This window comes from Microcoleus sp. PH2017_35_SFW_U_B, assembly GCF_020737865.1.
Classification (GTDB): domain Bacteria; phylum Cyanobacteriota; class Cyanobacteriia; order Cyanobacteriales; family Microcoleaceae; genus Microcoleus.
Genome location: NZ_JAEQDE010000048.1, coordinates 12,657 through 34,252 on the forward strand (window position 1 = coordinate 12,657; position 21,596 = coordinate 34,252).

Annotated in this window: 27 protein-coding genes and 2 pseudogenes; 5 read left to right on the forward strand and 24 right to left on the reverse strand. The window is 45.2% G+C overall.

Annotation, left to right across the window (positions count from 1 at the left end; genetic code table 11):
- Positions 1-119: 119 nt before the first annotated feature.
- From JGK36_RS13955 to JGK36_RS13970, 4 genes are all read right to left on the reverse strand, one after another.
- On the reverse strand, positions 120-512 hold the full coding sequence (locus JGK36_RS13955; RefSeq protein ID WP_293182506.1) for a VOC family protein: 393 nt from the start codon (positions 510-512) through the stop codon (positions 120-122).
- The gene (locus JGK36_RS13960) at positions 509-850 is read right to left on the reverse strand and encodes a TfoX/Sxy family protein (protein ID WP_293182508.1); all 342 of its coding nucleotides are present in this window, start codon (positions 848-850) and stop codon (positions 509-511) included. Before JGK36_RS13960 ends, JGK36_RS13955 begins: the two co-directional genes overlap by 4 nt.
- A 47-nt stretch (positions 851-897) precedes the next feature.
- Positions 898-1,320, reverse strand: coding sequence for an ester cyclase (locus JGK36_RS13965; protein WP_293182510.1), 423 nt, complete (start codon positions 1,318-1,320; stop codon positions 898-900).
- A gap of 94 nt (positions 1,321-1,414) precedes the next feature.
- Entirely contained in the window at positions 1,415-1,882 is a 468-nt protein-coding gene (locus JGK36_RS13970) for a GNAT family N-acetyltransferase (protein WP_293182512.1), read from the reverse strand.
- Between the two features lie 116 nt (positions 1,883-1,998).
- On the opposite strand from JGK36_RS13970, the gene JGK36_RS13975 reads away from it, so the two are divergent.
- A complete protein-coding gene (locus JGK36_RS13975) occupies positions 1,999-2,583 on the forward strand; it encodes a TetR/AcrR family transcriptional regulator (protein WP_293182514.1) in 585 nt (194 codons plus the stop codon).
- Positions 2,584-2,714: 131 nt separating this feature from the next.
- Here JGK36_RS13975 and JGK36_RS13980 read toward each other — a convergent pair whose 3' ends face one another.
- The 6 genes and pseudogenes from JGK36_RS13980 to JGK36_RS14010 all read right to left on the reverse strand — a co-directional run bounded on the left by JGK36_RS13980 (position 2,715) and on the right by JGK36_RS14010 (position 6,710).
- A complete protein-coding gene (locus JGK36_RS13980; RefSeq protein ID WP_293182516.1) occupies positions 2,715-3,434 on the reverse strand; it encodes an SDR family oxidoreductase in 720 nt (239 codons plus the stop codon).
- 36 nt (positions 3,435-3,470) lie between these two features.
- A complete protein-coding gene (locus tag JGK36_RS13985; RefSeq protein WP_293197152.1) occupies positions 3,471-3,917 on the reverse strand; it encodes a DMT family transporter in 447 nt (148 codons plus the stop codon).
- Positions 3,918-3,935: 18 nt separating this feature from the next.
- Positions 3,936-4,999: pseudogene (locus JGK36_RS33865) on the reverse strand (NADH:flavin oxidoreductase/NADH oxidase).
- 134 nt (positions 5,000-5,133) lie between these two features.
- Entirely contained in the window at positions 5,134-5,751 is a 618-nt protein-coding gene (locus JGK36_RS14000) for a glutathione S-transferase N-terminal domain-containing protein (RefSeq protein ID WP_293182522.1), read from the reverse strand.
- A 10-nt stretch (positions 5,752-5,761) separates the two neighbouring features.
- Positions 5,762-6,007 (reverse strand): hypothetical protein, encoded by a 246-nt coding sequence (locus tag JGK36_RS14005; RefSeq protein ID WP_293182524.1) that lies wholly within the window; start codon positions 6,005-6,007, stop codon positions 5,762-5,764.
- Positions 5,973-6,710: an SDR family oxidoreductase gene (locus JGK36_RS14010; protein ID WP_293182526.1), complete on the reverse strand. Its 738-nt coding sequence runs from the start codon at positions 6,708-6,710 to the stop codon at positions 5,973-5,975. Before JGK36_RS14010 ends, JGK36_RS14005 begins: the two co-directional genes overlap by 35 nt.
- Before the next feature lie 176 nt (positions 6,711-6,886).
- On the opposite strand from JGK36_RS14010, the gene JGK36_RS14015 reads away from it, so the two are divergent.
- Positions 6,887-7,810: a LysR family transcriptional regulator gene (locus JGK36_RS14015; protein ID WP_293182528.1), complete on the forward strand. Its 924-nt coding sequence runs from the start codon at positions 6,887-6,889 to the stop codon at positions 7,808-7,810.
- 5 nt (positions 7,811-7,815) lie between these two features.
- Here the strand turns inward: JGK36_RS14015 and JGK36_RS14020 are convergent, their stop codons facing one another.
- The 7 genes from JGK36_RS14020 to JGK36_RS14050 all read right to left on the reverse strand — a co-directional run bounded on the left by JGK36_RS14020 (position 7,816) and on the right by JGK36_RS14050 (position 11,991).
- Positions 7,816-8,115 (reverse strand): GNAT family N-acetyltransferase, encoded by a 300-nt coding sequence (locus JGK36_RS14020; protein ID WP_293182530.1) that lies wholly within the window; start codon positions 8,113-8,115, stop codon positions 7,816-7,818.
- 24 nt (positions 8,116-8,139) lie between these two features.
- Positions 8,140-8,616, reverse strand: a complete 477-nt coding sequence (locus tag JGK36_RS14025; RefSeq protein WP_293182532.1) for an ester cyclase — start codon at positions 8,614-8,616, stop codon at positions 8,140-8,142.
- 74 nt (positions 8,617-8,690) lie between these two features.
- On the reverse strand, positions 8,691-9,251 hold the full coding sequence (locus tag JGK36_RS14030; protein WP_293182534.1) for a DM13 domain-containing protein: 561 nt from the start codon (positions 9,249-9,251) through the stop codon (positions 8,691-8,693).
- A gap of 22 nt (positions 9,252-9,273) precedes the next feature.
- Positions 9,274-10,287, reverse strand: coding sequence for a DMT family transporter (locus JGK36_RS14035; RefSeq protein WP_293182536.1), 1,014 nt, complete (start codon positions 10,285-10,287; stop codon positions 9,274-9,276).
- 182 nt (positions 10,288-10,469) lie between these two features.
- Positions 10,470-10,823, reverse strand: a complete 354-nt coding sequence (locus JGK36_RS14040; RefSeq protein ID WP_293182538.1) for a cupin domain-containing protein — start codon at positions 10,821-10,823, stop codon at positions 10,470-10,472.
- Positions 10,824-10,838: 15 nt separating this feature from the next.
- A complete protein-coding gene (locus tag JGK36_RS14045) occupies positions 10,839-11,543 on the reverse strand; it encodes a DUF4079 domain-containing protein (RefSeq protein ID WP_293182540.1) in 705 nt (234 codons plus the stop codon).
- Between the two features lie 70 nt (positions 11,544-11,613).
- Positions 11,614-11,991 carry a hypothetical protein gene (locus JGK36_RS14050; protein ID WP_293182542.1) on the reverse strand — a complete coding sequence of 126 codons (378 nt, stop codon included), beginning with the start codon at positions 11,989-11,991 and terminating at the stop codon, positions 11,614-11,616.
- A gap of 85 nt (positions 11,992-12,076) precedes the next feature.
- Here JGK36_RS14050 and JGK36_RS14055 point away from each other — a divergent pair, with 85 nt between their 5' ends.
- From JGK36_RS14055 to JGK36_RS14060, 3 genes and pseudogenes are all read left to right on the forward strand, one after another.
- The gene (locus JGK36_RS14055) at positions 12,077-12,994 is read left to right on the forward strand and encodes a LysR family transcriptional regulator (RefSeq protein WP_293182544.1); all 918 of its coding nucleotides are present in this window, start codon (positions 12,077-12,079) and stop codon (positions 12,992-12,994) included.
- A gap of 91 nt (positions 12,995-13,085) precedes the next feature.
- Positions 13,086-13,226: pseudogene (locus JGK36_RS33870) on the forward strand (type II toxin-antitoxin system HicA family toxin); the annotation flags it as partial.
- A 329-nt stretch (positions 13,227-13,555) separates the two neighbouring features.
- Positions 13,556-13,684, forward strand: a complete 129-nt coding sequence (locus JGK36_RS14060) for a hypothetical protein (RefSeq protein WP_293182546.1) — start codon at positions 13,556-13,558, stop codon at positions 13,682-13,684.
- A 220-nt stretch (positions 13,685-13,904) separates the two neighbouring features.
- Here JGK36_RS14060 and JGK36_RS14065 read toward each other — a convergent pair whose 3' ends face one another.
- The 7 genes from JGK36_RS14065 to ndhD1 form a co-directional block, all read right to left on the reverse strand.
- Positions 13,905-15,407 carry a metallophosphoesterase gene (locus JGK36_RS14065; RefSeq protein ID WP_293182548.1) on the reverse strand — a complete coding sequence of 501 codons (1,503 nt, stop codon included), beginning with the start codon at positions 15,405-15,407 and terminating at the stop codon, positions 13,905-13,907.
- Positions 15,408-15,732: 325 nt separating this feature from the next.
- Positions 15,733-16,332 carry a hypothetical protein gene (locus JGK36_RS14070; RefSeq protein ID WP_293182550.1) on the reverse strand — a complete coding sequence of 200 codons (600 nt, stop codon included), beginning with the start codon at positions 16,330-16,332 and terminating at the stop codon, positions 15,733-15,735.
- A 151-nt stretch (positions 16,333-16,483) separates the two neighbouring features.
- Complete coding sequence (locus JGK36_RS14075; RefSeq protein ID WP_293182552.1) at positions 16,484-17,044, reverse strand: hypothetical protein; 561 nt, start codon at positions 17,042-17,044, stop codon at positions 16,484-16,486.
- Positions 17,045-17,147: 103 nt separating this feature from the next.
- Positions 17,148-17,810, reverse strand: coding sequence for a hypothetical protein (locus JGK36_RS14080; RefSeq protein ID WP_293182554.1), 663 nt, complete (start codon positions 17,808-17,810; stop codon positions 17,148-17,150).
- The gene (locus JGK36_RS14085) at positions 17,807-18,340 is read right to left on the reverse strand and encodes a DUF4276 family protein (RefSeq protein WP_293182556.1); all 534 of its coding nucleotides are present in this window, start codon (positions 18,338-18,340) and stop codon (positions 17,807-17,809) included. The genes JGK36_RS14080 and JGK36_RS14085 overlap by 4 nt, the downstream gene beginning before the upstream one ends.
- Before the next feature lie 92 nt (positions 18,341-18,432).
- Entirely contained in the window at positions 18,433-19,536 is a 1,104-nt protein-coding gene (locus tag JGK36_RS14090) for an AAA family ATPase (RefSeq protein ID WP_293182558.1), read from the reverse strand.
- A gap of 249 nt (positions 19,537-19,785) precedes the next feature.
- Positions 19,786-21,372, reverse strand: a complete 1,587-nt coding sequence (gene ndhD1 / locus JGK36_RS14095; protein ID WP_293182560.1) for a photosynthetic/respiratory NAD(P)H-quinone oxidoreductase subunit D1 — start codon at positions 21,370-21,372, stop codon at positions 19,786-19,788.
- Between the last annotated feature and the right edge of the window lie 224 nt (positions 21,373-21,596).

A 21,596-nucleotide genomic window follows, 5' to 3' on the forward strand; every position in this document is an offset into this window, starting at 1 on the left:
ATCTTCAGGTGGCTGCTCCAGCCCAAAAATGAAGCCGCATAACGTTGCCCATCATTCACCGCAGATAACCTTTATATCCTAGCCGATCGACTTTCGACGGTCGGTGTGCATGGGCGTTGTTAGTCACCGATCGGAGAACAAAGCTCAATTAATGATCCTTCTCTAGAACGAACATATGCAACCACTTGACCCCAAGGCTTTGCGATCGGCTCCTTGACAGAAACCGCTCCAGCAGCAATTGCCTTGGTATAGGCAGATGCTACATCATCGGCGACAAACGCCAGCTCAACTCCAAAGGGTGTAGCACTGAGATCGCTTTTTTGATAATGTCCGTCAAGATTCATTTCACCCATCGCATGGGAGGCAAAAGCAAGAACCGTTTCGCCCGTGTTCAACTCGCCATACTCGCCAGACTCATGCAAAAAGCGCGTTTCAAAGCCGAATGCCTCCTTGTAAAAGGTCAGTGCATCTGCAACCGACGAGACGTAGACAATGGTGTAACCAAATTTCATATTTTTGCCTTTTTGAGCTTTGATTTCTTTGGTTTTGGGGCCGGAAGCTCACTTGCTGTCAAACGAATAAGATTCGACATCCAATGTCGATTGTCAAGCTGTTCTCCAATCAGAAAGTGTGGTTTTGCACCTGGGTATGGGGGGGCTTCTACGATACTATCAATCATCGATCGCCCAATAGCCGTTGGCTTTATAAACAGTTGGTTATCGCAAACAAGCGCAACGACTTTTTCGTCGCAGTAGATCGCATATTCGCCAAACATTTTTTTGAAAGAGACTTGCCCCGCTTGGTTTATTTGATCCAGGATATATTCAACAAAGCTCAAGTCTGAGGACATATATTCTCCTAGATAATGTAGACAACACATTCTCAAATTGCTGGAATTCAGGATTGAATTTGCTGCATTAAACCTGCCGCATCGGAAACAGACCAATGTTCGGCAATTTTTCCGTCTCGAACGCGATCGATTCGGATTACGGATGTTGAAATAGTTTTACCTGTTGGTGGAGCGCCATAAAACGTGCCACTATGTGTACCTTGGCTAATGATGTATGTCGCGATTCGATCGCCTTCGACAACCTGCTGCACGATCTCAATCTCGATGTCGGGGAAAGCGGAGAAAAAATCATCAAAGAATGAATCATGATAGATCCGCAGCGCATTAAGACCGCGATTGTCTGTTCCTAGCATCGCATGATTTACACAATCTTCTGCCCAGAAATCTTTCAATGCCGAGAGATCGCGACCGTTCCAAACCACTTGGATAAAGTTCTGGATGATCTGCTTGTTTTTATCAGATTCGTTCATCGGTTTTTCTCCGGATATTAGTCCTTAATAGGGCAGTATACAATTTCAAAAGTCTGAATGATTTTATCGACGTAGGCGTTGATTATGCAACACGTTAGTTCAGCGCTTTACGGAAAACGATCTTGTCCTCGCCCGCCTTGTAGAACTCGCGGATTCGTGCTTCTTCGTCGTAACCGCTCTTGCGATAGAACGATCGAACGTACTCAAAGCTCTCCAGTCCCGACGTTTCCACAAGCAGCACGCGATCGCCGCGCTGCGCTAACATCTGTTCGACGTGGGCTAGCAGTGCTGCACCGCGTCCTTGCTGCTGACGATCGGGGTGGACGGCAATTAGATATAGATTCCACGTCCCCTCGGTCATTCGTTCCGGCGCAACATACGCGACTCCCACCAGCCCGTCGTCATCGTCGGTAATCCAGATGTCTTGGCTGTTGGTTTCGCCGCCAAAGTGGTCTGCCAGCATTAGCGCGAGTTCTTCGGTTTCATGCGGCCCGAACAGTCCAGTTGCCTCAACTAAGGCGATTAATGCAGTCGTGTCATCGGGCGCGATCGATCGAATCATAGCAAACTCCGCTGGCGGTAATATTACAACAGTTGTTATGTCGCCTCTAAACCTAACAACTGTTGTGATAAGATGTCAAGATGATTGTTTAATGTTGCTGCAAACCGAGGAGAGCTATGAGTTATGACGATCGCCGGATTGAGGTCGCTCAAGCTGCATGGCGGGTGATTGTCCGTGAAGGATTGGATCGCACCAGTATGCGGGCGATCGCTCAAGAACTTGGCTCTTCGACCGGGGTTGTCACCCACTACTTTCGAGATAAAGAAGCACTCATTCTGTTTGCCTTGGAACAAGTCTTTGAAAATATTGTAGAAGATATGAAAGCCTGTGCCGATCAATGGCAAGGAACTGAGAGACTAGAGAAAATGATTTTTTTGGCTCTCCCGATGCAGTCTATTGATAGAGATGATTGGAAGGTTTGGATGGCATTTTTAGGTTATTCGATCGGGCGTGAACACTTAGTTCAAGAACACCGAAAACGCTATGATTCTTTACGTCAGGTTATTTGTCAAGAGTTAGCTGACTTACAAACGGCTAAACTGATTCGAGGCGATCTTGATTTAACCCTTGAAGCCAATGCGCTCATTGCGCTAGTGGATGGCATTGGCACTGGAGTTGTCATTTGCCCTGAGCAGTTTTCAGCAGATCAACAACAATACCTCGTGCGGCGACACATCAATTCCTTGCGATCGTCATTTTGAATAGCGATGAGTACGTTTTCAATTGCTGCCAACTCGACCAAACGAGGTTGCATAACGACTCCGTTCACCCCTGCCAGTAAATTCTCGAACTCGACCAACTATTTTGATACGGTCGGTGTGCAATGGGCTGGTTAGGCTGTGCCAAGACTACTACCACCATCTACAAACAAGGTTTGCCCAGTTATGTACGATGCATCTTCCGACGCAAAGAATGCGATCGCCGCTGCAATTTCATCGGGTTGGGCCAAGCGCTGCATGGGCACTCGTTGGAGAAACCGCTGTTCGGAGCTACTGCCGACGGGACTGTTGACTCGAAACAGTTCTGTCTCAGTGGGTCCCGGCGCGATCGCATTTACCGTAATGCCAGTGGTTGCCAATTCACTCGCCCAAGTGCGGGTCATGCCGATCAGTCCGGCTTTGGCAGCGGCATAGCTGGTTCGGAGGGGTAGCCCCACCACTACTAGGCTAGAGACATTGATGATGCGACCATAATGCCGTGCTTTCATCCCTGGCAAAAAAGCTTGGGTGAGTTGAATCGCAGGGCGCAGATTCAGGTCAATGATGGATGCAAATTGCGTGATATCCACGTCCTCCAAAGCTTCCGATCGACTAATACCAACATTGTTAATCAGATGACTGACGGAGTATTCACGGGCCATCATATCTGCGACTTGTCTCGTTGCGCCCGCATCCGCTAAGTCCACCTCGATAAACTCGCCCGGAAACGATCGATCGGGTTTACGCCGTGCAATACCGATCACTTTATGACCTATGGCATTGAGGCGTTTTGCTGTAGCCAGTCCAATTCCCTTTGAGGCTCCGGTAATCACAGTTGTGTAGGTTTGAGACATTGTTAACCTCCATTACTCTTCTAATGTGTTTATTTTTTATTGAGTGGCAAGCGCAACGCCAATCAGAAGTAGGATTGAACCGAATGCTTTTTTCAGCGTGATAGGATCTTGAGGAGAGTCCAGTAAGCCAAAATGGCTAACTGCCAGTGCCATCAAAATTTGTCCTGCCACGAATAGAACAAAAAATCGTCCAGCACCTAATTTGGGAATCAAAAATGTAGACCCAAAGACTAGAAAAGCACTGATAACCCCACTCAGGTAAAGATAGCTGGGAACCTCTCGAAGTCGAGAAACAGTGCCGAAACTGCCTGTGAATGAAAAGAGCAAAATAGTAGTTATTGCGCCCAACAGATAAAACGGAATATTTGCCAACAAAGTAGAGCCAACATATCTGGCAACGACTCCATTCATCGGCAAATAGACTGAGGTAATCACGCCCATGACGAAAGCGATTAGCCAAAACAGAAGGGATTGCATTGACATTGAGATATCCTCAGGAAATTACCATGCTCTTTGATATTGCTTAGGATATGGGTGATGATCGACCCGTAATTCCTTGGCAGCACGGTGGGGCCAGTACGGATCGCGTAATAGCTCCCGAGCCAGCAACACCATATCGGCTTGCCCAGTCCGGATGATTCGATCGGCTTGTTCGGGGGCAGTAATCATTCCCACCGCAGCCGTTGCGATCCCTGTGTCCTGCCGAATGCGATCGCTAAACGGCACTTGATAACCTGGCCCAGTCGGAATTTTAACCCCAGGAATCAATCCCCCTGTTGAACAATCTACTAGATCAACGCCAGAGGTTTTGAGAATTTGGCTCAAGGCAATACTTTGCTCTAAATCCCATCCCCCTTCTTCTGCCCAGTCGGTGGCTGAGATTCTGACCCAGAGCGGCAAATGGTCGGGAAGGATGGCGCGCACTGCCTGGACAATTTCGACGAGTAGGCGAACGCGCCCTGCAAAACTATCGCCATAGCGGTCTGTGCGATGGTTACTCAATGGCGACAAGAATTCGTGCAGTAACCGTGGGCAGCATGAATTTCGATCACCTGAAAGCCTGCGTCAATGCTTCTTTGCGCTGCTTGGATAAAGGATTGCTGAATCGATTCAATCCCTTCAGGCGTGAGCGCGGTTGGGACTGGACTCATGTCATTAAAGGCGATCGCACTTGGTGCTACGGGTTGCCATCCTCCTTCAGCCTGGGTTAGGGGATTGCCGCCAGCCCAAGGAAGAGCACAACTGGCTTTTCGCCCTGCATGGGCTAGTTGTATCCCTGGTACCGCACCTGCTTCTTGAATCAGCTTGGCAATTTTGGCGAGCATCGGAATGTGTTCATCAGCCCAGATGCCCAAATCACCAGGGGAGATTCTACCCTCAGGCTTAACCGACGCTGCTTCAGTAAAGACTACTCCTGCGCCCCCTACAGCACGACTGACTAAATGAACCAAATGCCAGTCACTCGCCAGTGCATCTTGGCTGGAGTATTGACACATTGGGGAGACACCAATGCGGTTACGAAAGGTCACGCCTCGTTGTTGAAAAGAATCGAACAGAGCGGTCATAGTTTATCCCAAGTTTGGTTGATTACCTGTAACAAAGCGCCGTTGCAATCTACGTCTGATCCCTGATAACCGTGCTTCTTACGTTGAAGCATATTGTCTTGAGAAAACATCATCAATCTCCGGATCGATCGTGTTCAAGCTAAAGCGGCGATCGCATTTTGGATGGCTGGACGCTGCTCTAAAGCGGCATACCAGCGCTCCACATGGGGCGTATCTGCAAAGTCGATACCGGCAAATTCTCGCCGCCAAATCCAACCGAAATTCGCAATGTCAGCAATGGAATAATCGCCTGCTAGATACTCGGTTGTGGCTAGCCTTTGATCGAGAATTTTTATTGTGCGGATGGCCTCATTGTGAAAGCGCTCGATCGCCGCCGGAATTTTTTCGGGGGCAAGTTTCTGGAAATAGCCCGACTGCCCGAAACTCGGCCCCAGACTGGATGCATGGAAAAACAGCCACTCGAAGCAACGAATTCGCCCAACTTGATCCTCTGGGATAAATTTCCCCTGTTTCTCAGCCAGATAGATCAAAATCGCTACTGATTCAACAATGACGATGGGTTGGTGACCCGGACCATCACTATCAACAATTACCGGCACTTTTCCATTGGGATTGAGGTTGAGGAATTCGGGCGTTTTTTGCTCGCCTTGACGAATGTTGACGGGTTTGACAGTGTAAGCCAGCCCCAACTCTTCCAATAAAATTGGCACTTTGATACTATTCGGGGTTGCCCAAGCATAGAGATCGATCATGACCTGACTCCTAGAATTGGTTGAATATGGTGTTTTGATTCATGAATTGTTCGCGGGTGATAACCGCCAATGCTTCACTCGGCTCTAGACGATTGCGATAATCAGCATCAATGTGAGCGAGTAAAATCTTGCCATTCGGAGCGATCGCAAACGTAGCAGGAATTGGCAGTTGCCAATCAGAGGTGCCATTGACATCGGGAAAACGGACAATCAGCTCCGACCTATTGAGGCATCCAACCCGCGAACTGTTTTTCAACCGCTTTTAAGGGTTCGGCGATCGCAGAAAATACACTCTGAGAGACTGGATCGGGATAGACATCCTCCAGCCCTGCCTCAACTGCTTGCAAAACCGCTTTCGCGACTGCGATCGGTTCCGCTTTATCTCCAGGCACCCCGGCAGCCATGGCCGTATCAACGGGGCCAGGAAAAACACCAACCACTTGTGTGCCTTGATTGGCCAATTCGGCCCGAATATCTTGGGTTAAGGAATTGACGGCTGCTTTAGAAGCACTGTAGGAGCCAAACACAGGCGCATTCGCAACCGATACCACTGACATCATATTGACGATCGCGCCGCCACCATTGCGTTGCAAAATCGGAGCAAAAGCCCGCACCATCGAAAGCGTACCAAAGTAATTGGTATTCATCTCCCACTGCGCTGTTTCCACGCTGTTGGCGGTAAATAGCCCACCAGAGCCGATCGCTCCCGCATTATTAATCAGCAAGGTAACATCTTGAGCGGTTTGAGCTGCTGCATTCACTCGATCGGCATTGGTCACATCTAACGCTATAGGAATAATCCGATCGGGGGCGATCGCAACTACCTCGTTGAGTGTTTCCAGGGTGCGCGCAGTTGCATAAATGCGACGAGCACCGGCTTGCACCAAGGCTTCGACATAGGCTTTGCCAATCCCGCGATTTGCACCTGTGACGAAAGCAACTGAGTCTTGGACGTTCATAATCATCTCCTGAGTGAAGCGTGTAAGTTAATCGTGAGAGCTTTTACAGGAAAGCCTTGTGCCGTCTAGGGTTGGGCTGCTTTGCTTTCCATGTCTCTCATTTTGATTCATTTCAATTCGTTTGATAAGACTGGAAAATAGAATATAATTTATTCGTATCTGGAATAAACAAAGTAATGGATCGCCTCGACTGCATACAAAGTTTTGTTCGGGTCGTTGAAACGGGGAGCTTTTCTGCCGTTGCCCGCGAACGCGACACCACCCAGCCCACCATCAGTAAGCAAATTGCCGCCCTGGAAGATTACCTGGATGTGCAACTATTGACCCGCTCCACCCGTAAGTTGCAGTTGACGCAAGAGGGCGAACGATTCTTTCAACATTGCCAGGAAGTATTGGATGCGACGGCTGCCGCTGAAGCCAGTGTTGGGCAACGCCAAAAGCCGGTTGGCACACTGCGGGTCAGTTGCCCTGTAGCGTTTGGGCAGTATCAAGTCATGCCTTGTGTGCAGGGGTTTCTGGAGCGTTACCCGGACATTCGGCTCGATCTGATCCTGAGCGATCGCTTTGTGGACTTGGTGGAAGATGGCATCGATCTGGCCATTCGGATTGGGCAGGTGAGCGATCCATCTCTGATCTTTCACCGGATTGGCATCACCCGTCGCGTCACGGTGGCCGCCACATCCTATTTCCGCGATCGCCCAGAACCTCAGACCCCTGAAGCATTAGTGGATCACAACTGTATTGTCTATACTCGTCTGGCAACCGGCAACGAGTGGCACTTTCAACAGCCCACGGGAGGCACGACTCAGGTTATTGTCAAAGGTAATCTACAGACTGATAATTCTGCCGCTATTCGGCAAGCTGTGCTGTCGGGCGTAGGGATTGCCGTTTGCCCCGTTTGGCTGTTTGGTGAACTGCTCACCGCTAACTGTCTCAGCGTAATTCTCAAGGATTATCAACCGACCCCGTTGCCCATTCATGCCGTCTATCGGCGGGGACGATTCGTCTCAGCAAAAGTGCGTTGCTTTATCGACTATCTCGCGAATGAGTTCAAGTTTAATCCGTGGATCTCAGACGATGCTGTTAAACAGTCAGCATAACGCTCTTATTGAGTGGCTTTGAGCCACGTTATGCCCATTGCACCGCGTCCTTGCTGCTGACGATCGGGGTGGACGGCAATTAGATATAGATTCCACGTCCCCTCGGTCATTCGTTCCGGCGCAACATAGGCGACCCCCACCAGCCCGTCGTCATCGTCGGTGAGCCAGATGTCTTGGCTATTTTTGCCGTCGAAGTGGTCTGCCAGCATGAGGGCGAGTTCTTCGGTCTCGTGCGGCTCGAATCCAATTGCCTCAACTAAGGCGATTAATGCAGTCGTGTCATCGGGCGCGATCGATCGAATCATAGCAAACTCCGTGGGTATGCAAATCTAGGCAGATTTCTGAAACAGTTTAGACACAGCACCTCTCAAAATGTGCGGTATTAGCTTTGGCCCAGGCAAGAATACAATCCCTAACTGTTGCATTAATCCCAGTGCATCGCCCTGGCCCCAATGCTCCACGATTTTGCCGTTTTCGACTCGATCGATGTGCATAACAGCTAAGCTAATTTGTTTTCCCGTGGGTGGCAAACCTTGAAATTCTCCGAGGTGTGTTGCTGTGAATTTTCCGCACGTCACCACTTTATCACCTGCAACTATGACCTCATCAAAAACGTGTTCACCCTGACTGAAAGCTAGATAAAACGACATCCCGAACTGCTTGAACTCCTCCCCGTTTAATGGCTTTGGCATTCCGGCCATGCGAGCAATAAAATTCGGCGCTAACAGTTCTAAGGCTTGTTCCATTTTGCGATCGTCAAAAGCTTTGTAGAACTGGAGAACGATTGCTTTGTTTTGGTCAGTCATTCGACTTTTGATTTTTGATTTTTGATTGATTCCACGGATAAATCCTCTTTCTTGTAGCATCAAGAAATTATTGGTCAGAGCCTTGCGGAACTCAATCTCTGAAGTCTGGCAGCACCAAAGGTGGCATTGAACTTGCGACACCAAATTGCCGCCGAAGCAAAATCTTCTGAGTTGATGCTGGCAGGAATCACATAGCTTTGAGCACCGCTGTATGACTTGAGTGGCGCGATCGACACATAGTCCCCTTTCTTGATGGGATAGGCTGGGGGAACTGTCGAGCCAATAACATCGGGCGATTTGTGCAAAATCACGACCAAATCAGGACCAGACGTTGAGGTTTGAAATGCTCGATCGAGTTCCAGAATGCGCTCATCCCCTTTCTGGACAATGCGGGCAGTGCCTTTTGTGGGGTGTTCGCCATCGACAAAAGTGCCAGAAGTTAGAACTTTTGCGGCTTGAGCCCTTGCGGGTGTCGTCACTGGCTTAGTTGGAGGGGAAGCTGCCACAGGCGTTGGCATTGTTTCAGAAGTACCGGATGACGCAATAGCAGTTCGATCGCCAGCGGTTTTGATGCAGCCGATCGCAATTGTTGACACAAAGGTAATACTAGCAAAGTTGAAATAGCGGCGTTTCATAAAAAGCTTCCTCCTTAAAACATTAAACTCCCCGGAAACCGATCGCAGTTTCCATAGCATCCCGAGGATTGAGGTCAACTAATTGTCGATTTATTTTAGCCTCATATAGGTTGCCAATAAAACCCAAGACAATCCCCACAAACAACAAACTTCCCCCTAAATATTGAGCTAAAGTAGGAGCTTCCCCTAAAATTAAATATCCCATAACTATAGCTGCAATTGGATTAAATAAACTAGCTAGGTTGAGTTCTGTTGAAGTCGCATTTTTTAAACCAGCCAACCAACATAATTGACCCAGGACGACAATAACCGCCGCATAGATTATCATCCATTGCCACAGAAAAGGAGATAACACTTCTGCAAAATGGTTTGGCCCGTAAAGGAGATTAGCCAATAGGAAAAAAATTACCGTCCCCAGAATATTGCGATAAATTGTAAAAATTCCCAAGGGAATCGATTGTAATTGCAGTTTACCAACGACGGTAGCAATGGAACCAATGATCGCTGCGATCGCCACACAAATTTCTCCTATTCCAATTTGAAATCCAGCCATCGTCATCATCGGCCCTGAACTCCCTAAAAAAGCAGTCACTATCACCCCAGCCAAGGAAACCAGAGCCCCTGCACTTGCCCAAAAATTGACCCGCGATCCCAACAGCCAAACACCCAACACCAGGGTTAAAATTGGTTCGATACGCCCAATTAACACGATATTAGTAATATTTGTCTGTCCGAGGGCTTGAAAAATTAACGCAGGAACGATCGCCCCCGACAAAATACCTGTAATGGTTAAACTAATCCAATCTTTACCAGTCAAAGCTTTCAGAGTCTGCGGTTGCCAATCTTGATGAAAAATTAGAGTCATTAACCCCAAAGCACAGATATTACCCACAAATAAAACATTGCACAGTGAGATGGGATTTCTGCCATCGATCGCATGATTTTGACCAATCTCAACTATTTTTTTAGTAACAGAATTAGAAGTTGCAAAAATCAAAACAGCTATGCCAAGATACATCGGGGCAGGAACTTTCATTAAAATTATATGCACTTTATTGGCAACTTTCATTCTTTTTATTGATGTTGATTTTATAAAATGAATTCAGGCAATAATTCAAAAATTTTAAACGAACCGCGAAGACGCGAAGAACGCGAAAAACCGAAACAGAAGAGAGTTTCACGACTCATTTAAACTATAAAACTTTACATTAAATTAGTTTAAAGTGATGCCTTTTCATAGCCAATTTGGGGAGCAGAATAAATGGAGATAAACACAGCATCTTCACTATTGTCATTCACTGCACCATGAATCTGATTTTTGTCTGCGATCGCAACTTCACCAGCATTCAAGCTTTGGCTTTGACCATTCCCTAAATAATACGTCAAAGCGCCCCGTAGCATCACCCAGGTATCTTGTCCATCCGGGTGACAATGAGCTTCTACAATTTGCCCAGGCTTGACTCCCCAAATAGCGATACTAGCATTTTTAGTCTTAATAATTTCAGTCACCGTAGCAGATTCATCCGAGAAACGCACATCAGCTTCCAGGGGAAAAACTCTTGATTTCATCATTTGAAAATTACCGTTTTATTTGGGTTGCGGACAGGTTTTATTGGTGAAATCACATTGATAAATGTATTGTGATTGCCAATGGAGGGGAATCTCTAGTAAATCTCTTGTACCAGTCATTCCCTGACCGATAAACAGCAGTAGAGCAAAACAATTGAGAATAATATGAGCGGTGCGCCAGCGATTTTGTCTATCCTGATAAATATCTTGGACAATCGCCACTGAAAAAATCATTAATAAAGCGGCTGTAATACCGTAGTAGTAATGGGAAACAAACCATTCATTATCTCGACGAAAGATTTCTGGTTGAAACCCTAAAATCATCAATCCCATTCCCGTAAAAGTGGCAAAAATGCCTCGCCATAGTTTAACATTTGCCTTAAATAGTAGCGTGAAAGAAGCAATGCTTAACAGGAAAATGGCGATGACAAAAAAGACTCGAAATGGTTCTTTAGTAAGGGTGTCGTTACTGAGCATTTTTGAAAAAATGGGATAGGCCATTCCCAGTAGGGCAACCCCTACAACTGAGCGGCTCAACCAACTACCGATCGCTACGTGCTCGGAACCTACTACGGGCGGAATTTTACTTTTTTCGCCACCGGCAACTTGCAGACGACGTTGACGGGTGAGTAGGGCGCGATTCACCACAATGCCGATTAAGGGAAAAACCACGATAATGGCGATCGCCGGATGTAACAATGCAAAGAAGTCTTGAAGTTCCATGTTAAATATCCATTCAATTATATATATCGCGAATTTTCCCTTACTTACACTCAGCAAGGGAACAGGCAAATTACTTCACTTCAGCGGCGGGAAAACTCGCTACTCTCCCTTGTTTCACAGCGACAACAACATCAAAGGTTGCACAGTAAGAGAAGGTAACATTGTTGGCCTTGTTGTAGAGATTGACCACCATGCCTGCCCCACCGGGTTGTACTCCTAATGGTAATAAATCACCATAGAAAAATCGTCGCAATTGGTCGCCACTACCAACTTGTCCTTTACTTTTAGTAATAATCTGGATCTTTTCCTGAACCGTTATTTCCGGGGCTGCTATTGCCGTATTTTGGAATTTTGGCAAAAAGCTATGTACAGCTACATCTCCCGCACTGATAGCGCTAGCAATAGCGAGGGTGGCGAACAGAGGACTGAGGGATTTGAGTTTTAACATCTTCGTTTTTTGGTGAGAATGGTTGATGCGAACATCATCATCTATTTCAATTTTTTTGAGAAGGAGGCATAATAGAATATACTATATGCCATTTTGGAATAGGTACGGTATGGATCGAATTGCCTGTATGCAGACTTTCGTTCGGGCGATCGAAATGAAGAGTTTTTCGGCCGTAGCGCGGGAACAACAGACGACGCAACCGACAATTAGCAAGCAAATCGCCGCTCTGGAAAAATATCTGGGGGTACAATTAATCACTCGTTCAACTACCAACTTGAGTTTGACTGAGGAGGGGAAAAGATACTATCAATACTGTCAGCAAATTTTGGAAACCGTCGCCGAAGCGGAGGCCAGTTTAACAGGAAAAGAACGAGCAACAGGTATTTTGCGATTGGGCTGTCCCGTGCTGTTTGGGGAAATGCAGATTGTCCCCCGTTTAAAAGCTTTTATGAAACGCTATCCCGATGTCAAAATCGATCTGATGATGGCGGATCATTTTGTGGACATTGTAGAGAATGGTTTAGACCTTTTAATCCGCATTGGCAATCATTTGGATAGTTCCTTAATTAGCCATCGGATCGGCACCACCCGCCGCGTCACAGTGGCCACCACAGGCTATTTTGAGCAAGCGGGAGAACCTCAAACACCGGATGATTTAGTGGATCATGATTGTATTCTCTATACCCCTTTGGCAACGGGCAACGAGTGGCATTTTCTAGGAACAGATGGCACTATTAAGGTGCGGGTTGGGGGTCGTTTTCAAACTAATAGTTCTGTTGCTATTCGATCGGCAGTGTTATCGGGTTTGGGCATTGCGGTGGCGCCAGTTTGGATGTTTGGTGATGAGATTTACCGGGGCGATCTCAAGGTTGTGTTGCAGGATTATCAGCCGACTCCTTTGCCAATTCATGCGGTATATCGTCGCAGTCGGTTTTATCCGGCAAAAATAAGTAGTTTTATTGATTTTTTAGCAGAAGAGTTTAAGCTCGATCCGTGGGTTTGAGATTAATTACTATTCAATTATATTCTAGCAATTAAAGTTATGGCAAAAAGCTAAAAATAGTCCAGAAAATCTAACTTTTGATGAGTTTGAAACTCTCCTCAACAAGAATGGGTGGGAATTTAGCCGTCAAAACGGAAGTCATCGCTTATGGTATTCACCAAAAGGTCAACCTTTACCAATTCAACCCCGCAAAAATGGGAAAGTAAAACTATCAAATTCAGCAGTTTTTTGAATATCAAGAGGTGGGAGAGTAATGCCTTTAACTAACTATAATTTTAATGGTTTTACGATTAATTTATATGTTGATGAACAAGGAGATTGGCTGGCACATTTTCAATAAATCCGTAATATTTCAGCCTTTGGTGATACTCCTCAAGAAGCTTTAGAGGAATTAGAATTGGCTTGGGAATTGGTTAAAGAAGATTATCAAGAAAAGGGTCAAAGATATTCCTGTTGCACCAGTGCGTAAAAAATTATCTTCTTTGAGTTGATACTCTAGAAGGGTCTTATTTCAGTAATATGAAAGAGGTGCGGATTTGCGATCGCCAAGAATAGGAACTTGTGACACTTTTGGGCGATGCCTGCGGCGGGCTTCGCCATCGCATTCCTGTAAAAAAGGCGATCGCATTTTGCTTATGTACCCGGAAGGGCGATCGCCTTTCTTCTCACAAAAAAGCGATCGCTCTTTGACAAAGTACGGAATGTGAAATACAATTAAACGGAGATAGGGCGAATCTAATGACTCAAAGCACTTTCATAAGCCCGTATCGCCCCCAACTTATCCTCCAACCCCGCCAAAGCTTTCCCTAACCAGTAAAGCGATCGCTCTTTGATAAATTTAGACCAATCAAGCGATCGCCTTTCTCCCTACACAAAAAGCGATCGCTCTCCCGTAAAAAAGGCTATCGCATTACAGTACAAACCTCACAAAAAAGGGATGTCCACTTTTTTTGATTTCATTCTTGTTACCCCAATTAACTCCATTATTGGAAGTGTAGAAGTCCGCCCCAGAACAGTGATTACTCGATAGACCTGTAGGACAAGAATAGGTCAAATGCAGAGATCGACCATTTACCGAGTAGGTTACGCTACCATCTGTGCCGACTAACCCAGGATAATCCTGTAGCCAGAACTTTTTTGTTTCTCCTGGCAGAATCCCCTTAGGAGGAGTGACTACATAATGACCATGAGCAGCATCATATGTACTTAAATCCAATTGATATCTTCCGTTAGTGTTGTCAATAATGACATAACAAGAAAAATCCATTGACATGGAAGCAATCACTGAGTCTTGAGGAGCAGAATAAGGAACAACTTGATAGGAAGTATTCTGCTTAACTACCTGATAAACACTGGCTTGACATTTATCTGTATCAACTACTGTGAAAGTAAATGTTTGTGAGGGAATATCAGGAGATGAAGGACATTCAAAACCATTATTAGCATACCCAACAAAACCATTTTTTATACCTAGCTTGGGTGCATGGGTATGTCCTAAAACAATCAAGTCTGAGTTATAGATTAGAGCAGATCGTTGGGCAAACCAAGCCATATAAGTGCCATCTAAATCAGCGATTGCCGATTTTCCTGTGGCTAATTTACCCCAATCCCGAATCCACGTTTCTTGCAAAAGACGGTATAGGTTCTTGGCCTTTTCTATTGTCGTTGTTTGACCGTTTGGTAGGATAATAGGCTCATTCTTTGGTATTTCAGTCACCTTTGTGATGTAGTTTAGAACTAAATCAACTAAACCCATAGATCCAGATTTAATTGCTTCTTCAACTGAGGAGACTAAGCCTCCTAAATGTATCCCGTTAGGAGCACCTTGCCCTGACAAGTCAGCCACGGTTTGCCCTGGTTTCAGGGTTTTATTTAACATATAAGCCACTGAGCGGGTAACGAAATAGCCGAGAGGTAATGGGCTAATTTCACTCTGGAGGTAAGGGGCATTAAACATTGTAAAGATATGCCCGTGAGTAAAGGCAATCTTTTTTCCTCCCGCCGTCTGGATGTAATAAATTGGATCTGGAGAATATTTGATTTGGTAATTCGATGAATTTTGAATTTGAACCAAATCATTTTGAGTGACGTTCATGTCATGGTTGCCATTTACATAAGTCACCTTTCCTTTCAAAGCCGTTAAAGCCTGACTTAACTTGCCATTAACTCCAAAAATGTTGGGATTAGCATTTAGGATAGCAGCAAATTCAGGGGGTCGTATATGGGGAGGATAAGTCCAAAAATCAAATATATCACCGAGTAAAATTAGCTCTTGAATGGAGTCAACCTCACGGATTACATAGTCTAGAATAGCTGCCAAGAATGGTTCATGAAAGCTTTTTTGATACCAGTTGGTGGGGTCATTTGTGCTGATGTGTATGTCACTTAAGACAACAATTTTATTCTTTGACATGATTGAATTTCTCCACAAAAAACAAGATTTAGAACTTACGAATTACTTTCGTCTTCACTATTAAAGACGTTTGCCGACCCCTATTTTGGAATTTTTCGACTTACAGGTATTTTTTATCCCAAAAACGCACTTTAAACTTCCATAAACCTTTTGCAACTTATTTTTTAACTGCTGTAAAGTCTTCTCAACTTCGCCAAGCGATCGCTATAAAGCCGGAGACTACGGGAACGCCATCGCAATCCAGTCAATAAAAATAATCAATCAATCAATCAAACAGAATTAATTACACAAATAGTTTAAGCCCTTTCTCTTATCTCCGCAAAAGCTATTCTTTCTCGGTAACTTCAAAGATCCAGATCGATGTCTGGTCTTTTTGTCTGATGAAAGCATTAACCTCAAAAGGATAATTATTGAGAGATTTATCACTAGGATATGTCATTTCATCACAAGTCGATTTTGCTGGCTGATTGCCATCTTGATTGATAACTCCAATATTAATTTTTTTACTGCCTTCAATAGTCAATGCAGATGCAAATTGTACATTTCTTTTTTCTTTATCTATTCCACAGTCAATTTGATAATTAGAGGCAAAAGAAAAAGTATCATCGTTAAATTTTTGACCAACTGCCAAAAATGAACTAACATCACCAACAGGCCAATTTAAGGAATTATTGTAAACGCCTACACGCCTAAGAACACATCTAGTTTTATTTGCTATCTCAACTACTCTTGTGTATATTAAGGTCATTATTGGTATTTCTACAGTTTCATTTGGATGAATTTCCTGGTGGACATCACTAGGTAAACTAACTTTATTGTTTTCTACAGAACTTATAGGTGAAGAATTTGCATGACTATTAAAACCACCAAAGGAAATGGTTACGGCTAGTAACAAAGCCAGAAAAAATTTAGTTAGAGGTTTCATGAACTAGATATCCTTAGTTAACTTGAAATGAAAAGTTCTTTATGAAAAAATAGGTAGGTGTCTTTTTTCCTACCTATTATACAGATCAAATTATCATCCACCAATGAAGTCTACATCAATCGATAGAACCAGATGAATGAAGTCTACTTCCTTACTTGACTTGATAGAACCACAGGACTGTGTTGCCTTTTTTCCGTAACGTAGCAGTGGATTGGAAACCGGCATTTGTTACAGTTTTGTCATTAGAATTAGACATCTTATCCCAACATAGTTCTGCTGGTTTGTTGCCAGATTCATTTCGGGCGCAGACATTGATTTTTCTTGATACTACGGGAGGCCATGAAGCTCCAAATTGGAAATTTCTTCCTGTGTTTCCAATTGCATAGTTAGAGGCAAAACTAAAATACCCAAGACCATTCTCTTTCCACTCTTGACCGCTTGCCGTCAAGGGATCAATATCACCAAGAGGCCAATTTGATGTATAATTGTAAGAACCCACACGTTGAAGAGTCTCTGGAGTTTGATTGGCTATCATAAGAGCAAAGTCTTGCGATGTTGATATTAGTCCTATTATTTGATCGATAGTTTTATTGACATCAATTGAAATGTCGGGAATGGGAATAGGTCCTGCATTAGCACGACCCTGAACTCCGCCCAAGGCAAGAGTTACAGCAAGTAACAAAGCAACAAAAACTTTAGCTAGATATTTCATTTGGGTTAACATCCTCAAGTTGCGTACATCTATTAGACGCTTCCCCACCCCAATTTGAGAATTTTTCGAGTTACACACAAATTTCCTCCCCCAAAACCCACCCTCAACCCCCCAAACCCTTCCTCCCCTTACCTTTCAACCCCTTCAAAATCTTCTCAACCTCCCCACGAGCCGGATACAACAACTGCTGACTCAATGCACTCTCATAAGCTTGTATCGCCCCCAACCTATCCCCCAACCCCACCAAAGCTCTCCCCAACCAGTAATCAGCCATAGCCGGATTAAACTCCCTCAATTCCCGACATCCCTCACCAGCCGCTTCCCACCACTTACTAGCCCCAACATCCCGCAGTACCCGATAACTCTCCCCCAACCACACCGCCGCCGGGACTGATTGGAGATAACCCCCATCTGGTAACAACTCCCATCCCTTCTCCAACACCTCCACCGCTTCCCGATGCTTCCCAGCCAAAGCCAACACCCGCCCATGACGAAACCAAGCATCAGCTAACTGAGGCTGTAGTTTCGTCCCCTCCTCAGAAACACTACACCCTCGTTCAACCTCCTTAAAGCATTCCACCAACACCCGCCCCGCAGTTACCCAAACACTCCAACGTTCAGGAAAGCGCCTCAGCATCTCCTCAACTACATTCCCCTCGCCTCCCAGCAGAGGGGCTAGGGGAGAGTTCGCAACGGGTAAAATCTCACACAACGCCCGATAAATTTCACAATCATCGGGATACAGACGATAAGCTTTCCCCATCATGTGAGCCGCCTTCTGATTTGTTCAGCTAACTGCGATCCAAAAACAGACTTCGCTTTTCCGCAATCAGGGAACTGAGTTATGATACGTTTGCTAGGTGCTGTTTGCAGCCCATCATTGATGAACTCAGGTGTCTGATATTCATTTGCGATAGATTGGAGAACTTTAATCTCTTTTGTCCGTCCAGTATCAAGGTACTTAAAGCACGTTGGATCGGAAAAGAGATATGCCTCATATTCATGTAACTGAAGGTAAGGAATGAATCGAGCATCACCAATATCTTCTGCAAAGCGTTTCTCTAAAAATTCAACCCGCTGTATCGGATCTTGACGTAGACTCTCAGACTCAGCTAATCCCGGAAAATCGGGATGAAGAGCATATAAATCAATCATAGTTGTGAAAAACACATCCGGGGCTTTCTCTTGCTTCATAAAACGCATGATGTCATTCTTCATCGGCGCATAGTTACGACCGCCACCTCGATGTACCTTACCCTTCTTTTTTGCATGAGCAATCAATATGGGATTGTGCATAAACACTCCATATTGAGCTAACTGCGGTTTGATCGAAGTGTCAGCGAATGTCTACTCGGTTTGTCCTTCGGCAAATAGGTAAAGACGCGCCATTAATGCGGCCCTCCACCAAAGATATTCTTCTCCCAAATTTCTCCCAGACTATACTCGTCAAGCCAAGCATCTAATTCTGTAGGATTTAGCCTCTTAAATTGTGACTCCTTACCATCTAGGTTCACCGCAATTACATCTTCAGGATCGAAATTATCCAAGAAAGAACTAGATTGAGTGCTAATGAGAATTTGCGTATGGAGTGCAGCCTTGCTAAATAAATCAGCTACAACATTTAGGGCATAGGGATGAAGCCCCAACTCCGGCTCATCAACAACAATGAGTTCTGGCAGTTCATTTTCAGGCTGTAAAAGCAACGTGGCAAGGCAGATGGCACGTAAAGTACCATCGGAAAATTGATGCGATCCAAATACGCGATCGGACTCTTTTGCTCGCCAGTTAAGAATGACTCGATTAGATGCGTCTGGCTCAAGAACAAAGTCATCGAAAAACGGTGCAATCAAACGGATTGTTTCGATAATGCGCTGATAAGTTATACCCTCATTCTCTTTGCGAAACCTCAGAAGTAATGCAGCTAAATTGCCAGCGTCAGACATTAGCCATCGATCGTCGCCAACATAACAAGATTGACGCACGTCTGCTGTAGATGATGTGTCGTGAAAGTGATACACGCGGCAGCGGTTAAGCAAGAAACTCAGCGTTTTAGCCGTTTGCTTTCCTTCGTTTGCTGATTTGCTAATTTGAGTTTCCTGATGTCCTGCACCCAGTTCGTCAGTTCTTGGGTATGGCCAACCCGTTTGTAGAAAGCTCAAGGTTTCTTCGGCAAATATCAGCGTATCACCAGCCGCATGAAACAGCCGGATATGGTAGGTATCTACCCCGTTGTCAACTTCAAATTCCAGCTTTGCTTCTATCTGGGGCGTTATCTTAGGCCCAAAGTGCAAGAGAGATTGAGCGCGCCCCGACGTGCCAATGTACTGTTGCAAGCGTCCAGCCATCATCTCATTAAGCATCTTGAAAAACGAGATAAGATTGCTCTTCCCTGCGCCATTTGCTCCAATCAGAATATTTAGGGGATGCAACTCAATATCTATTGCCTTAATAGATTTAAACCCATTGAGGGTTAATCTTTTTAGCTTATTCAAAAGTCAGTCTCCTAAGTCTGCGATGTTGTGTTTACTTTTTAGCCTTACTGTCTAACTATTAATTATACTACTGTTGCGATCTAACACTCCATCGCACTCCTTGACCGCATACCCACTTTGTTTCTCAAACCCAACTCCAGATTACTTGAAAACCAAAGTTTCCCGGATTTGTCTATCAACAAAAACAGAAAACCACCAAACCCTATTTCTAAAATGGTTTGGGGGTTTTATTCCTAAATCCAGTTCAAATCACAACTTACTAAGTTCGATCGCCGGAGCGCGCAGAGACACAGTTCGATCCGCAGCAGCCTTAGCCACCAACGAAGGCACAGAATCGCGCAATCTTGCAGTCAACTGAACAGTCGTCGCATCGTAAACCTGAGTCAGCATCTTCGGATACAAACCAATGCCAATAATCGGCACTAACAGCGCAGCAATAATAAACACTTCTCGCGGTTCTGCATCCACCAACTCTTCGTGTTCCACCAATTCCTTATTCTCAGAACCGTAGAAGATTTCCCGCAGCATCGACAGCAGGTAAATCGGAGTCAAAATTACGCCAACAGCAGCCAGAAATACCACGCAAACCTTGAACACCGGATTGTAAGCGTCGCTGGTTGCAAAGCCTACAAATACCATCAATTCTGCGACAAAACCGCTCATTCCCGGCAAAGCTAAAGATGCCATAGAGCAAGCTGTCCACATGGCGAAAACCTTACGCATTTTCTTGCCTACTCCGCCCATTTCGTCGAGCATGAGGGTGTGCGTGCGATCGTAAGTGCAACCCACCATAAAGAACAAACTCGCCCCGATCAAACCGTGGGAAACCATTTGCAGCATAGCGCCGCTCGTTCCCAAATCGGTAAACGAAGCTATCCCAATCAGCACAAACCCCATGTGCGAAATCGAAGAATAGGCAATTTTGCGCTTCAAGTTGCGCTGAGCAAAGGAGGTTAAGGCGGCGTAAACAATGTTTACTACACCCAAAATTACTAAGAGGGGTGCGAAGGTAGCGTGAGCATCCGGGAGCATTCCGGCATTCATCCGCAGCAAGGCGTAGCCGCCCATTTTCAGGAGAATTCCTGCTAGCAACATATGGGCGGGTGCGGTTGCTTCGCCGTGGGCGTCAGGGAGCCAAGTGTGCAGGGGAAAAATTGGCAGTTTGACGCCGTAGGCTATTAAAAATCCTGTGTACAGGAGCAATTCTACATTGGGGGCGAATTCTTTGGCTGCGATCGCCCGCATATCGAAAGTCACTGTATCGCCATAAAACGCCATTGTCAGGGCGCCAACCAAAATAAACAGCGAACCGCCTGCCGTGTACAAGATAAACTTAGTTGCTGCGTAGAGGCGCTTTTTGCCACCCCAGATGGACAAAATTAGGTAAATCGGGACTAATTCTAGTTCCCAAACCAGGAAAAACAGCAACATATCCTGCACGGCAAAAACTGCGATTTGCCCGCCGTACATTGTCAGCATCAAAAAGTAAAATAGCTTTGGTTTAAGTGTGACCGGCCAAGCTGCTAAAGTCGCCAGGGTAGTAATAAAACCTGTCAGCAAAATCAACGGCATTGACAAACCGTCAGCACCGACTGACCAATTTAAATCAAGTTGCTGCACCCAAGTATAACTTTCTACCAGTTGCAAGTCTGGATTGCTGAAGTCGTACTGAGTGCAAAAAGCGTAAACAAGTAGGGCAAAATCGATCAAACCCACAATTAGTGCATACCACCGCACCGTCTTGCCATCCTTATCGGGAATCAAAGGAATTAGCAATGCCGCAGCAATGGGAAACAGAATTGTTGTTGTTAACCAGGGAAAGTTAGCTGTATCCATTGCGTTTTAAAATTATCCATCAATTATTAGGTTTAAACACATTTTGGCGATTTTGGTCTAAATTTTATACTTTCTTTATACGAAACAATTCTTTTTGTAATGTTTGCGACGATTTGTGCGATCGCACAATTTGAGTTTAATCAAAGATTTATTTCTATTGGCTAATTGTCAATTCTGAGTTATTGAGCTAATACCCGTTCTTAAAATATCTTCTGGTGGGAAAT

Bases quoted from the DNA above. Each gene is read 5' to 3' on its own strand.
- JGK36_RS13955 (WP_293182506.1), bottom strand. From the start codon at position 512: ATGAAATTTGGTTACACCATTGTCTACGTCTCGTCGGTTGCAGATGCA.
- JGK36_RS13960 (WP_293182508.1), bottom strand. From the start codon at position 850: ATGTCCTCAGACTTGAGCTTTGTTGAATATATCCTGGATCAAATAAAC.
- JGK36_RS13965 (WP_293182510.1), bottom strand. From the start codon at position 1,320: ATGAACGAATCTGATAAAAACAAGCAGATCATCCAGAACTTTATCCAA.
- JGK36_RS13970 (WP_293182512.1), bottom strand. From the start codon at position 1,882: ATGATTCGATCGATCGCGCCCGATGACACGACTGCATTAATCGCCTTA.
- JGK36_RS13975 (WP_293182514.1), top strand. From the start codon at position 1,999: ATGAGTTATGACGATCGCCGGATTGAGGTCGCTCAAGCTGCATGGCGG.
- JGK36_RS13980 (WP_293182516.1), bottom strand. From the start codon at position 3,434: ATGTCTCAAACCTACACAACTGTGATTACCGGAGCCTCAAAGGGAATT.
- JGK36_RS13985 (WP_293197152.1), bottom strand. From the start codon at position 3,917: ATGTCAATGCAATCCCTTCTGTTTTGGCTAATCGCTTTCGTCATGGGC.
- JGK36_RS14000 (WP_293182522.1), bottom strand. From the start codon at position 5,751: ATGATCGATCTCTATGCTTGGGCAACCCCGAATAGTATCAAAGTGCCA.
- JGK36_RS14010 (WP_293182526.1), bottom strand. From the start codon at position 6,710: ATGAACGTCCAAGACTCAGTTGCTTTCGTCACAGGTGCAAATCGCGGG.
- JGK36_RS14015 (WP_293182528.1), top strand. From the start codon at position 6,887: ATGGATCGCCTCGACTGCATACAAAGTTTTGTTCGGGTCGTTGAAACG.
- JGK36_RS14020 (WP_293182530.1), bottom strand. From the start codon at position 8,115: ATGATTCGATCGATCGCGCCCGATGACACGACTGCATTAATCGCCTTA.
- JGK36_RS14025 (WP_293182532.1), bottom strand. From the start codon at position 8,616: ATGACTGACCAAAACAAAGCAATCGTTCTCCAGTTCTACAAAGCTTTT.
- JGK36_RS14030 (WP_293182534.1), bottom strand. From the start codon at position 9,251: ATGAAACGCCGCTATTTCAACTTTGCTAGTATTACCTTTGTGTCAACA.
- JGK36_RS14035 (WP_293182536.1), bottom strand. From the start codon at position 10,287: ATGAAAGTTCCTGCCCCGATGTATCTTGGCATAGCTGTTTTGATTTTT.
- JGK36_RS14040 (WP_293182538.1), bottom strand. From the start codon at position 10,823: ATGATGAAATCAAGAGTTTTTCCCCTGGAAGCTGATGTGCGTTTCTCG.
- JGK36_RS14045 (WP_293182540.1), bottom strand. From the start codon at position 11,543: ATGGAACTTCAAGACTTCTTTGCATTGTTACATCCGGCGATCGCCATT.
- JGK36_RS14050 (WP_293182542.1), bottom strand. From the start codon at position 11,991: ATGTTAAAACTCAAATCCCTCAGTCCTCTGTTCGCCACCCTCGCTATT.
- JGK36_RS14055 (WP_293182544.1), top strand. From the start codon at position 12,077: ATGCCATTTTGGAATAGGTACGGTATGGATCGAATTGCCTGTATGCAG.
- JGK36_RS14065 (WP_293182548.1), bottom strand. From the start codon at position 15,407: ATGTCAAAGAATAAAATTGTTGTCTTAAGTGACATACACATCAGCACA.
- JGK36_RS14070 (WP_293182550.1), bottom strand. From the start codon at position 16,332: ATGAAACCTCTAACTAAATTTTTTCTGGCTTTGTTACTAGCCGTAACC.
- JGK36_RS14075 (WP_293182552.1), bottom strand. From the start codon at position 17,044: ATGAAATATCTAGCTAAAGTTTTTGTTGCTTTGTTACTTGCTGTAACT.
- JGK36_RS14080 (WP_293182554.1), bottom strand. From the start codon at position 17,810: ATGATGGGGAAAGCTTATCGTCTGTATCCCGATGATTGTGAAATTTAT.
- JGK36_RS14085 (WP_293182556.1), bottom strand. From the start codon at position 18,340: ATGCACAATCCCATATTGATTGCTCATGCAAAAAAGAAGGGTAAGGTA.
- ndhD1 (WP_293182560.1), bottom strand. From the start codon at position 21,372: ATGGATACAGCTAACTTTCCCTGGTTAACAACAACAATTCTGTTTCCC.